The 11,722-nt window shown below is 70.1% G+C and carries 9 protein-coding genes; 5 read left to right on the top strand and 4 right to left on the bottom strand.

Translation table 11 applies throughout. From position 1 onward, the window contains the following. Nucleotides 1-1,046, top strand: a 1,046-nt coding sequence (gene rlmM, locus HUW62_RS09595; RefSeq protein ID WP_255203329.1) for a 23S rRNA (cytidine(2498)-2'-O)-methyltransferase RlmM, incomplete at its 5' end; no start/stop codon positions are given. A 49-nt stretch (nucleotides 1,047-1,095) separates the two neighbouring features. Further along, a complete protein-coding gene (locus HUW62_RS09590; protein WP_163861378.1) occupies nucleotides 1,096-1,806 on the top strand; it encodes a diguanylate cyclase in 711 nt (236 codons plus the stop codon). A 113-nt stretch (nucleotides 1,807-1,919) separates the two neighbouring features. Here HUW62_RS09590 and HUW62_RS09585 read toward each other — a convergent pair whose 3' ends face one another. The 4 genes from HUW62_RS09585 to HUW62_RS09570 all read right to left on the bottom strand — a co-directional run bounded on the left by HUW62_RS09585 (nucleotide 1,920) and on the right by HUW62_RS09570 (nucleotide 9,053). Then, complete coding sequence (locus HUW62_RS09585) at nucleotides 1,920-2,837, bottom strand: M23 family metallopeptidase (protein WP_163861375.1); 918 nt, start codon at nucleotides 2,835-2,837, stop codon at nucleotides 1,920-1,922. 215 nt (nucleotides 2,838-3,052) lie between these two features. Next, complete coding sequence (locus HUW62_RS09580; RefSeq protein ID WP_176434239.1) at nucleotides 3,053-3,850, bottom strand: Stp1/IreP family PP2C-type Ser/Thr phosphatase; 798 nt, start codon at nucleotides 3,848-3,850, stop codon at nucleotides 3,053-3,055. A 60-nt stretch (nucleotides 3,851-3,910) separates the two neighbouring features. Further along, nucleotides 3,911-5,650, bottom strand: a complete 1,740-nt coding sequence (gene recN / locus HUW62_RS09575; protein WP_163861369.1) for a DNA repair protein RecN — start codon at nucleotides 5,648-5,650, stop codon at nucleotides 3,911-3,913. A 145-nt stretch (nucleotides 5,651-5,795) separates the two neighbouring features. Beyond that, entirely contained in the window at nucleotides 5,796-9,053 is a 3,258-nt protein-coding gene (locus HUW62_RS09570) for an SNF2-related protein (RefSeq protein WP_163862736.1), read from the bottom strand. Between the two features lie 144 nt (nucleotides 9,054-9,197). On the opposite strand from HUW62_RS09570, the gene HUW62_RS09565 reads away from it, so the two are divergent. The 3 genes from HUW62_RS09565 (at nucleotide 9,198) to HUW62_RS09555 (ending at nucleotide 11,708) form a co-directional block, all read left to right on the top strand. Continuing rightward, nucleotides 9,198-10,184, top strand: a complete 987-nt coding sequence (locus HUW62_RS09565) for a D-glycerate dehydrogenase (protein ID WP_176434238.1) — start codon at nucleotides 9,198-9,200, stop codon at nucleotides 10,182-10,184. Continuing rightward, nucleotides 10,181-10,735, top strand: a complete 555-nt coding sequence (locus HUW62_RS09560; protein ID WP_163861363.1) for an adenine phosphoribosyltransferase — start codon at nucleotides 10,181-10,183, stop codon at nucleotides 10,733-10,735. The genes HUW62_RS09565 and HUW62_RS09560 overlap by 4 nt, the downstream gene beginning before the upstream one ends. 130 nt (nucleotides 10,736-10,865) lie before the next feature. Further along, nucleotides 10,866-11,708, top strand: coding sequence for an alpha/beta fold hydrolase (locus tag HUW62_RS09555; protein ID WP_163861361.1), 843 nt, complete (start codon nucleotides 10,866-10,868; stop codon nucleotides 11,706-11,708). The last annotated feature ends 14 nt before the right edge of the window (nucleotides 11,709-11,722 follow it).

Here is an 11,722-nt window from a genome sequence, read left to right as displayed (position 1 = left end):
CTCCCAGGGCGCGCATTCCCCCCATGCCCGCACAGACCCAGCCTCCCCAGGTCGGGCGCTGGCTGTGGACCTGCCGGGCCGGCTTCGAGCCCCACCTCTTCGAGGAGCTGGCCTGGGCGGGCATGGCCCCTCGCCTGCTTGGCGAGGCGCTGGTGGAGAGCGACTCCCAGCCCGGCCTGGTCCCCGCCTTCGCGCGCGCCGCCTGGCGGGTGGTCGCCGCGCTCCCCCCTGGCACCCCGGAGGCCCACGCCGACGCGGCGGCCCGGGCCATCCTCGCCATGCCAGGGGCGGGCCCCTGGGTCCTCCAGGCCTTCACGCCTGACACTCCCCGGGGCAACACGCTGGCGGCGCCCGCGGAGGCACTGGAGGCGGCGGTGCGCGCGCGACTGCCGGCGGAGCGGCTGCTCGAGGACACGGCGCGGGCCCGGGAGTCCGGCGCCCGGCTGGTGGCGCTGTGCGTGGCCCCCGACGGCGTGACGGCCGTGGGCGCCGTCTCCGCGCGGGAGGCGCTGTCCCTGGCCCCCGGTGGGCGGCGGCGGATGCGCCGGGAGGTGGAGTCCCCCTCCCGAGCCGCCATGAAGCTGGAGGAGGCGCTGGACGGGCTGGCCTTCGAGCCGGGACGAGGCGACGTCTGCGTGGACCTGGGCGCGGCGCCTGGCGGGTGGACGCAGCGACTGGTGGCCCGGGGCGCGAAAGTCGTGGCGGTGGACCCGGCGAAGCTGATGCCCGAGCTGGCCTCGAATGGCCGGGTGAAGCACATCCAGGAGAGCGCCTTCTCCTACGCCCCCGAGGAGAGCGCGGACTGGCTCTTCTGCGACATGGCGTGGCGTCCGCTGGAGGTGGCCCAGTTGCTGGCCAAGTGGGGGCGCCGGGGCTGGGCGAGCCACCTCGTCGCCAACATCAAGCTGCCCATGAAGGACAAGAACCCCGTCCTTCTGCGCGTGCGCCACACGCTCGTCGAGGAGGGCGGCTGGGAGGGGCTCACCGTCCGGCAGCTCTACCATGACCGGGATGAAGTGACGGTGACGGCCCACCGGCTGCGCTGACGGGAAGCCCCTGCGCGAGGACGCGCGACGCGCTAGAGATGCGAGCAAGATGCCCTACCCGCTCGACGACGCCACCGCCACCGCCCTCATCGCCCTCCACCCCTGGGTGCTGACCCGCAGCCCCCAGGCGCCCGTGCAGGCCGCCGTCGAGGTGCTCCTCCAGGCCGAGCAGGCCCGCCGAGGCCACCCGGACCCGAAGACGGGCGCGCTCCAGGTGCCCGCCCTCACCCAGGGCAACCTCCTGAAGGAGGAGTACGACTTGTCCACGCACGCGCACCATGACGGGTGGCGCGTGGGCGCGGTCATCGCCGACGTGAAGGAGATGATCTCCCTCAACGCCCGCTTCGGCTTCGCCACCGGCGACGCGATTCTGCGTGCCACCGTGGAGTCGCTCGCCGCGCAGTACCCGGGCGCCAAGGTGCTTCGCCTCCACCCGGACGCCTTCGCGGCGCTGCTGGTCCCCACCTCCCAGCTCACCGTCAGCGCGGACCTGGCCGGCCCCACCCACGAGCGCCTCTCGCGCGACGTGCGCCGGGTGCTCCCCGAGGGCACGCCCGACGCCGAGGCGCCAAGCTGGACGGTCAGCCTGCTGGAGGTGACGGTGGATTCGCCCTCGCACTGGCAGGTGCTGGGGCCGCTGCTCTGGGCGGAGCTGGAGCGCGCCCACGTCATGCAGCGCAGCGGTCGCGCCGATGGACTCCAGCAGCGACGACTCCGGTTGGATGCATCCATCCCCGGGCCCGCCACGCTCTCACGCTGAAGAAGGGAAGCAGGGCCTCCCAGGGGCGAGCCAGAGCGGCCCGACGTCCCTGGGGTCTGCTGGGACAGCCACGCTCCCGAGCCGGGCTCGGGAGGCACCACACTCCCCGAGGACTACTCCTCGAGGATGAACTTCCGCGGGTTCTGGGGGATGCCGTTGACGCGGACCTCGTAGTGCAGGTGCGGTCCGGTGGAGCGGCCCGTGTTGCCGACCGCGGCGATGAGCGCGCCGCGCTTCACCCTGTCGCCCGCCTTCACCAGCATCTTCGCCAGGTGGCCATAGCGCGTCTTGATGCCATAGCCGTGGTCCACGACGATGACGTTGCCGTAGCCACCCTCCAGGCCCGCGAACACCACCGTGCCGTCCGACGGCGAGAAGACTTCCTTCCCGTGGGGCGCGGCGATATCGAGACCGGCGTGCATGACGCGGTCGGCGGTGTACGGGTCCACGCGCTGACCGAAGTCGCTCGTCACCCAACCACGCGCGGGCCAGACGGACGGCGTGGAGGCCAGGAGCGACTTCTGGTCCTGGAAGTACGCCTGCAGTTCCTGGAGGCTCTGCTCCTGACGGGTGGCCTCCGCGCTCAGCTTGTCCAGGCGGCCCATCAGCAACTTGGGCGTCTCCGTCGTGGTGAGCTGGGTGAACTGGGTGTCCGTCGCCGGCACCTGGGTGCCCGCCTCCGGCTCCGTGGGACCCATGGCCAGGTTGCGCTGCGGATCCGACAGCAGCGTCATCGCCCGGAGCTTCTGGTCGAAGCGCTCCACCCGGTCCAACGTGGAGCCGATGTGCTCGATTCGCTCCCGCACCGACTTGAGCTGCGAGCGCAGCGTCAGGTTCTCCTCGCGGAGGATGCGGTTCTCGGAGGCGTCCGCCGCCACCTGGAAGTAGTGGATGCTCGCACCCGCGCTCAGTCCCACCACCAGCATCAACCCCATCCCCACCTGCATCAGGAACGAGCGTTGGATGGTGTACCGCTTCACCGGCGCGTCATGGTCCGGGATCACCATCAACGTGAAGGACTTTTTCGCCACGGGACAGCTCCCTGCTTGCGTGGGACATCCGGCGCCAGAAGCTAAGTCGCTCCCTGTCGCCCAACACCTCCCCCCACCGCCACACCCCGCCGACTTCGTCTCCGGGCGACGTCTGCCCGGATTGGAAACGTTTGGGCAGCTACCATTCAGTTTCCAAGAGTGTCAAGGTCAACAGTGACCTGACGCGGTGTTTGTCGGCCCCGGGGCCGGGTACCTCAGGGGGCGACCCGCACCACGATGACGGTGATGTTGTCGTCGCCGCCACGCTCGTTGGCGAAGTCGACGAGGCGCTTGGGCACTTCCTCGAAGCTCGGGGCCTGGGCCACCACTTCGTGGATTTCGCGGTCCTCGAGCATGTTGGCGAGGCCGTCCGAGCAGAGCAGGAACACGTCGCCGGGCTCGGAGACGAGACCCATCACGTCCACCTGGACCTCCTCTTCGAAGCCCACGGAGCGGGTGATGATGTTCTTGTACCGGGAGTGCTTGGCCTCCTCGGGGGTAATCATTCCGGCCTTGATCTGCTCGTTGACCAGCGAGTGGTCCTCGGAGATCTGCTGGATGAGGTCGCCCCGGATGAGGTACGCGCGACTGTCGCCCACGTGGGCGAAGAAGGCGTGCTCCTCGCGCACCACGAGCGAAATCACCGTGGTGCCCATGCCCGACAACCGTGGGTCTTCCTGCGCCGCCGTGTAGATGGCGAGACACGCCTTCTCCACGGCCGTGCGCAGGGCCTCCGGTATCGGTGAGTCCTGCAAGTTCGGCACGGAAAGGAACGGGTTGTCCTTGCCCTCCCGAGCTCGTCGGAGCTCCTTGTCGATGGTCTCGACGGCGATGCGCGACGCGGTACCGCCGCCGGCATGGCCGCCCATTCCATCCGCCACGACGTAGAGCTGGAGCTCATCGTCGATGAGGAAGCTGTCCTCGTTGTGATTGCGCTTCCGCCCGACATCCGTCAGGCCAGCGGAAACGACTTTCAGGCGGGAGGCCGCGGTCTGCCCTGCGGTGTTGGACACACTAATGATGCTATGTGAGACCCACCGATGGGGCAAGGACACGGATGACCTTGCAGCGCGTCAAGCCAATCTTCGGAGGCGGCCACGGGGTCCGCCCTCGGGTCCGGACTCCCTCCGAGTCCTCGGCGCCCCCAGGGAACGGTGGGCCGAGCGCACCAGGGCCTCCGCGGCGCCCAGGGCCTCCCGGGTGACCTCCACGCCGGACATCATCCGAGCCAGCTCCCGCGTGCGGTCCGCGCCCGCCGCCAGAACAGTCACCTGGGAGACGGTTCGCTCCGCCTTCACCGCCTTGCGGATGAGCAGGTGGGCGTCCGCGTAGGCCGCCACCTGGGGCAGATGGGTGATGCAGAGCACCTGACGGTGGCCGCTCACCTCCTTGATCATCCGCCCCACCACGTCCGCAATCGCGCCGCTGACGCCCGCGTCGGCCTCGTCCAGCACGTAGCAGCCACACGCGTCGCTGCCCGCCAGGGCCCGCTTCAGGGCCAAGAGCAACCGGCTCGCCTCGCCACCCGAGGCCACCTTCGCCAGGGGCCGCGCCGGCTCGCCGGGGTTCGCGCTGAAGTAGAACTCCACCTCGTCCGCTCCGTCCGGACGCAGCGTCTCCCCGGGCGTCACGCGCACCTCGAAGGCCGCCTTGCCCATGGCCAGGTGCCCCAGGCCCTCGCGCACCTGAGCGGAGAACTCGACGGCGCTCTTCGTGCGGGCCTTCGACAGCGCCCGGGCCGCCTTGCGCGCCCGCTCCTCCACCTTGCGCCGCTCCGAGGCCAGCTCCTCCAGCACCTCCTGGCGGTTCTCCAGCGTGCCCAGCTCGGTCTCGATTTCGCCGCGCTTCTTCAGCACGCCATCCAGCGTGGCGCCGTGCTTGCGGCACAGCCGCTTGAGGCCATCCAGCCGCTCGTCCACGTCCGCCAGCCGCGTCGGGTCAGACTCCAGCCCCTCCACGTACCGGTTGAGCCGCCGCTGCGCCTCCTCCAGCTCCGACAGGGCCGTGCTCAGCGACTGGGCCACCGGCGAAAGCGTCGCGTCGCACTTCACCGCGTCGTGCACCAGGCCCAGGGCCCGGCCCACCGTCTCCAGGGCCGAGGCTTCCTCCCCGGCCACCAGCAGCTCCGCCTCCGCGCCCAGGCGCTTGAGCTTCTCCGCGCTCGACAGCCGCTTGCGCTCGGCGTCCAGCTTCACGTCCTCGCCGGGCTCCGGGTCGATGCGCGTGATTTCGTCGAGCTGGAAGCGCAGGAACTCCGCGCGATCCCGCACCTTGGCCTCGTCCCCACCCAGGGCCTCCATGCGCGCGTCCACCTCCCGCAGCGCGGAGTACTCCCCGAAGTAGGCCGCGAGCGCCTCCTCCACCTCCCCGTACCTGTCGAGCAGCACCCGGTGCAGACCCGAGTCGAAGAGGCTGACGTGCTCGTGCTGCCCCGCGAGGTCCACCGCCCCCCGCGTCAGCTTGGCCAGCACCCCCACCGTGACGAGGGCGCCGTTGACGTAGACCTTGCCCCTTCCGGTGCGCCCCAACACGCGGCGCACCAGCACCTCCTCGCCCAGGTCTGGAAGGCCCAACTCCTCCAGGCGCGCGCCCAGCACCGGCGTGCGCGCGAAGACGCCCTCCACGGACGCCTCCTCGCAGCCGGCGCGGATGACATCCGCGTCCGCCCTGCCTCCCAGCAGCAGGCCCAATGAATCCACGAGGATGGACTTGCCCGCACCTGTCTCACCCGTGAGGACGGTGAGGCCGGCTCCGAACGCCACCTCCACCTCCTCGATCACCGCCACGTTCGAAATCCGCAGACCCAGCAGCACGCGCGCCCTCCAATGTCCGTACGACGGCCCTGGCACTGAACACCCTAGCAGGTCCCACTGACACTGCACAGGCGTTCTGGTCAGCCGCACGGATGGCGGGCGGGGGAGGCGGGGTTCCGTCGGAACCCCAACCATCCCCTCCGTCTCAGGTCTGGCTCTCGGTGAAGAGCTCCTGGATGTCCTGCTCGGTGAGCGTCCTCGCCATCTCGTCACCGTCACCACCGAGCACTCCGGCGGCGAGGTCTCGCTTGCGACGCTGGAGGGAGAGGATCTTCTCCTCCACCGTGCCGCGCGTAATCAGCTTGTAGCTGATGACGGCGCGCGTCTGACCGATGCGGTGCGTACGGTCCGTGGCCTGGTCCTCGACGGCCGGGTTCCACCACGGGTCGAAGTGGATGACGTAGTCGGCCGCGGTGAGGTTGAGGCCGGTGCCACCCGCCTTCAACGAGATGAAGAACAGGGGCGGTCCGTCCGGGCGGTTGTACTCGTCCACCTTGCCCATGCGGTCCTTGGTGCGACCGTCCAGGTAGAGGTAGCGCAGGCCCTTCTTGTCCGCCTCCTGCTTGAGCAGCTCCAGCATCTCCGTGAACTGGCTGAACACCAGGGCCCGGTGGCCTTCCGCCACCAGGTCCTCCACCAGCTCCATGAAGCGCTCGACCTTGGCGCTGGGCGGCAACAGCGTGCCCGGCGGCATCTTGAGCAGGCGCGGATCACAACACACCTGCCGCAGCCGCATCAGCGCGGCGAGAATCGACACGCGGCTGCGCTTGAAGCCGACCTTCTCGATGCTCTCGCTGACCTTGCGGCGGCTCTCCTCCATCACCTCGCGATAGAGGGCGGCCTGACCCGGCTCCATCTCGCACCAGGCGACGCTCTCCGTCTTCGGCGGCAGGTCCTTGGCCACCTCCGTCTTCAGGCGACGCAGGATGAAGGGCTGGATGCGCCGGCGCAGCCTGTCCCTCGCGGAGGCATCGTTCGCCACCTGGATGGGCTGCTCGTACCGGTCGCTGAAGCTGTCCGCGCTGCCGAGGAAGCCCGGCATGAGGAAGTCGAAGATGCTCCACAGCTCCGACAGCCGGTTCTCCAGCGGCGTACCGGTGAGCGCCAGGCGCGTGTCGCTCGGAAGCGACTTGCACGCCTGCGCCGTGGCGCTGTCCGCGTTCTTGATGTTCTGCGCCTCGTCCAGAATCACGAAGCGGAAGCCCACCTGGGACAGCTGATCCAAGTCCCTTCGCACCAGCGCGTAGGACGTGAGGACCAGGTCCATCTCCTTCAGGTCCTCGGCGCGCTCCTTGCGGTCCTGCCCGTGCCACACCATGACCTTGAGGCCCGGCGTGAAGCGCTCCGCCTCGCGCTCCCAGTTGGCGAGCACGCTGGTGGGCGCGACGACGAGCGACGGCTTGCGCCCCTCTTCGTTCGCCATCTTCTGCAGGAGGCTGAGCGACTGGACCGTCTTTCCCAAGCCCATGTCGTCCGCGAGGATGCCGGACAGGCCATGGCGGCGCAGGAACCAGAGCCAGGACAGGCCCGCCTCCTGGTAGTGCCGGAGCGTGGCATGGAGCCCGTCGGGCACCGCCACCTTCGGAACGCCCGCCGTCTCGCGCAGCTCCAGCATCGCCTGCCGCGCCTTCGCCTCCACCTCGGTGAACTCACCCAGGTCCGCGAGCAGGTCCAACGCCACCGCCTGATGCAGCGGCAGCCGCGTGCGAGAGCGCCCTGGCAGCGCACCCGCCTCTTCGAGCAGGTCCGCCACGCGCTTGATTTCGGCCGGGTCCGCTTCGGCGAACGAACCGTCCTTCAGCGGCACGAACTTGCGGCCGGAGTCCAGCCACATGCGCACCGCGCCCAGGTCCACCGCCTGGTCATCCGTGACGAACTCGGCGTCCAGGTCGAACCACTGCACGCCGCTCATGCCCACGCGGATGCGCGGCTTGAGCTTGGGGCGCAGCCGCACCTTGGGCGCCTGCACACCGAAGCGCTCCCACGCCTCCGGCAACGAGGCCAGTCCGCGCGCCCAGAACTCCAGCGCCACGTCGCCCGTCGCGTCGAAGACCTGCGCCTGCGGCTCGAAGCGCAGCCCCAGGTCCAAGAGCAGCTTGCCCGCGGCGCGCTCCAGGTCCTCTCGACGGCGGTACAGCTTGCGGCTGTCCCCGCCCACGCCACTGGCGTAGCCCAGGTGCGTGGCCGTGGGTGACACCGGCGCCGTCGTCTGCCCGTAGCGGGCGGCCAGTTGCACCTTCACGCGCTCCGGAGTGCCCTCGAGCGTCAGCACGAAGTGCGGCTCCACCGCCTCGTCCACCTCGATGTCGTCCGCCTTCAACGACATGCGGAAGCGCGGCAGGTGCGCGGCGAAGAACGTCAGCACCCGATCCAACTGTCCCGAGGGGAAGGACATGCTGGGCTCCAGCAGCCACTTGCGCAGCAGCCGGGGCGGGAAGTCGGGCTCCACGGGGTGGAGGTTCTGCGCCTGGATGACCCAGGTGCGTCGGCCCGACAGGATGATGACGTCCTTGAGCGAGTAGCTCAGCCCGTCCGGGAAGAGCAGCTCGATGCGCGCGGTGGCGCCGTCCGGCCGGGACTCCAGCCGAATCTGCGGACGGATGGGCACTTCCGTGTTGATGAGCGCAGTGCCCCGGTAGATGACCCGCCGCTGGCGCAGCAGGTCCATCGCCTCGCTCAACTCCTCGTCCGACAGGACGATGCGCGAGTCATAGCGATGCTCGTGACGGGACAACGCCATGAAGACGCGCTCGTCGGCCGGGGAGATGCGTCCCCCGGTCTGGAGGGTCCGCTTGACGTGGATGGGACCCTTGGTCTGCGCGTCCTGCCGACGCACGTCCACGACCCACTGGCGACTGCCCGAGTTCGTGTTCGCCGCCGTCAGCCGGTAGAAGAACTCGTAATCCGGCTGAGAGGACAGGCCCAGCCAGCTCTCCACCTTCGCGAGCGCCGGCAGGTTGACGGCGTCCACCGGGGGGCCTTCCGGCTCCACGGGGACTTCGTTGTCCACCACCTCGTTGTTGCCGTTGGGCGCGGTGGGTTCGACAGGCGTCGCCACCACCGGTTGAGGCCGGGGCGGCGGACGGAAGCGCGCGGCGTAGATGAGCGCGGCGGCCACCACATGCTTGCAGTGGGGACCATCGACGTTCCACGACCGACACGTGCAGGTGGACGTGGCTCGACCGTCTCCCAGCGCGAGCACGACTTCATAGCGCTCGCCCGTGGAGCCGGCGACCTGCGCGCGGATGTGGTCCCCTTCACGTTGGAGCCCGAAGACGCGGCGGGACTCAGCCACCTCGCGGCCCTGCTTGAAGATGGTGGGTTGGACTTCAGCCTTCAGGGCCCTGAGCCACTGGGTGTCCTGAGGAGGGAGGGCGTCTCGGATGTCGGCGGTGGATTGCACGGCTGGCACAGGCCCCTGGCTCCTAAGCGCCGGGGAACCCCTGCCACTAGCACAGCAAGAGGGCTCCCGCTCGCGGGAAATTTGGATGAGTCGGCCAGCGGAAGCAGCCACCGACATCAGGCTATGAGACCATCAACGCTCGCCATGGCCCGGACCGTCCGCCCCCGTGTCTTCGTGACCCGCCAGCTCCCTGGAGAGGCCCTCGGCCGACTGAGCAGGCACGTGGACCTGTCCGTCTGGGAGGAGGAACTGCCACCCTCCCGTGACGCCCTGCTGACCCAGGCGGCCCTCGCCGAGGGGCTCGTCACCCTGCTGACGGACCGGGTGGACGCTCGCCTGCTTGACTGCGCTCCAGGGCTCCGCGTGGTCAGCAACGTGGCGGTCGGCTACGACAATATCGACGTTCCGGCCTGTACCGGGCGGCGCGTGGCGGTCGGAAACACCCCGGGCGCCCTCACGGAGACCTCCGCGGACTTCGCCTTCGCCCTGATTCTGGGACTGGCCCGGCGCGTGGCGGAGGCGGACGCCTTCGTCCGGGCAGGCCAGTGGCGGACCTGGAGCCCCACCCTCCTCCTGGGCACGGACGTGTACGGCGCCACCCTGGGTATCGTCGGCCCTGGGGCCATCGGCTCGGCGGTGGCCAGGCGGGCCCGAGGCTTCGGGATGCGCATCCTGTACGCCAGCCGCGAGCCGAAGCCCGCGCTGGAGGCCCAGACGGGCGCCCGCCAGGTGGACAAGGCCACGCTCCTGGCCGAAGCGGACATCCTCACCCTGCATGTCCCCCTGACTCCCGCGACGAAGCACTGGGTGGGACGCGCGGAGCTGGCGGCGATGAAGCCGGGAGCGCTGCTCGTCAACACGGCGCGCGGCGGAATCGTCGACCAGGACGCCCTCGTCGACGCCCTTCGCGAGGGAAGGCTGGGCGGGGCGGCCCTGGACGTGACGGAGCCCGAGCCCCTGCCTCTGGACAGCCCGCTGATGACCCTGCCCAACGTCCTGCTGGCGCCGCACATCGCCAGCGCGTCACATGCCACCCGGGGGCGCATGGCCTCCATGGCGGTGGACAACCTGCTGGCCGCGCTGGAGGGACGGCGGCCACCCCACTGCGTCAACCCGGAGGTCTTCGAATGACCGCGCCCGCCGTGAGCATCCCCGACACCACCCTCGTCGCCGACCTGAACGCCCGCCTGCGAGACGTGCCCGACTTCCCCAAGCCCGGCATCGTCTTCAAGGACATCACCCCCGTGCTCGCCGACCCGCGCCTGTTCGGCCGGGTCATCAACGCCATGGCCGCGCCGTTCCGGGGCGAGCACCTCACCAAGGTCGTCGGAGTGGAGGCCCGCGGGTTCCTCCTGGGCGCCCCCATCGCCCTCGCGCTGGGCGCGGGCTTCGTCCCCGCGCGCAAGCCGGGCAAGCTGCCCCACCGCTCCATCGTCGAGCGCTACTCGCTGGAGTACGGCGCGGACGGCGTGGAGATGCACGAGGACGCCATCCTCCAGGGCGAGCGCGTGCTGGTGGTGGATGACGTGCTCGCCACCGGAGGCACGGCGGAGGCCACCGCGAAGCTGGTGAAGCGACTGGGTGGCGAGCTGGTCGGCTTCAGCTTCCTCATCACCCTCGACTTCCTCCAGGGCTACAAGCGCCTGGGGCACGACAAGGTGACGACGCTGCTGACGTTCTGACGGGGCGCGCCGACGAGCGGATTCGGCAAGTCCGAGCGGCCCGGGCCTCCATCCCTTCCCCGCCCGCCTGCTGCCGCGCCCCGGGCGCATGTCCACCTGAGGATGGAAGCCTCGTTCCACAGGGGGAGACATGCCCGAGGTGCGCTCCGCGGACGGTGCCCGCATTCGCTATGACGACGTCGGCCAGGGAGCGCTCACGCTGCTCTTCATTCCCGGCTGGTGCACCCGCCGCGATGTCTTCACCCCGCTCGTCCCCCTCTGCGCCGAGCGACACCGGGTGCTCAGCGTGGACCTGCGAGGCCACGGAGAGTCCGAACACGGCGAGGCTGACTTCGACAGCGGCACCGTGCTCGAGGACCTGCTCGCGGTGGTGGAGGCCAGCGGCGCGAAGCAGGTGGTGCCGGTGGCCATCTCCCACGCGGGTTTCTGGGCGTTGGACCTGCGGCGCGAGCTGGGAGCCGAGCGAGTCCCCCGGCTCGCCGTGCTGGACTGGATTGTCACCGAGCCTCCCCCTCCCTTCCTCGCGACGCTGCGAGGCCTGATGTCGGAGCGATGGGGACGCACCCGGGACGAGCTGCTCCAGGAGTGGACCCGGGGCGTGGAGAACGAGGCCGTCCTGAGCGCGGTCCACGAGGACATGCTCGAGTTCTCCGAGGAGATGTGGGCCCGGGCCGCGCGCGAAATCGCCGCCGCCTACTCGCGGGAGGGCTCACCCCTGCGCGCGCTCGCTGGACTGAGCCCCTCGACGCCGACCCTGCACCTGTACTCGCAGCCGGACGCGCACGACTACCTGGAGACCCAGGTGGCCTTCGCCGCCACCCATCCGTGGTTCCACGTCATGAAGCTGCCCGCCATCAGCCACCTGCCCACGCTGGAAGTGCCACAGCTCGTCGCCGTCGGAATCGAGGCGCTCGTCTCCGGACGCAGGACGGCCATCAGCACGAGCCACATGGACCTCGGCCCTCCGGGCTGACCTTCCCTCGCCAC

Origin of the sequence: Myxococcus sp. AM011 (assembly GCF_013372595.1) — a bacterium.
Taxonomy (GTDB): domain Bacteria; phylum Myxococcota; class Myxococcia; order Myxococcales; family Myxococcaceae; genus Myxococcus; species Myxococcus eversor.
Note: the sequence above shows the minus strand (reverse complement) of the source record. Positions and strands in the feature narration are given on the sequence as shown.

Bases quoted from the DNA above. Each gene is read 5' to 3' on its own strand.
- HUW62_RS09565 (WP_176434238.1), top strand. From the start codon at position 9,198: ATGGCCCGGACCGTCCGCCCCCGTGTCTTCGTGACCCGCCAGCTCCCT.
- HUW62_RS09555 (WP_163861361.1), top strand. From the start codon at position 10,866: ATGCCCGAGGTGCGCTCCGCGGACGGTGCCCGCATTCGCTATGACGAC.
- HUW62_RS09560 (WP_163861363.1), top strand. From the start codon at position 10,181: ATGACCGCGCCCGCCGTGAGCATCCCCGACACCACCCTCGTCGCCGAC.
- HUW62_RS09590 (WP_163861378.1), top strand. From the start codon at position 1,096: ATGCCCTACCCGCTCGACGACGCCACCGCCACCGCCCTCATCGCCCTC.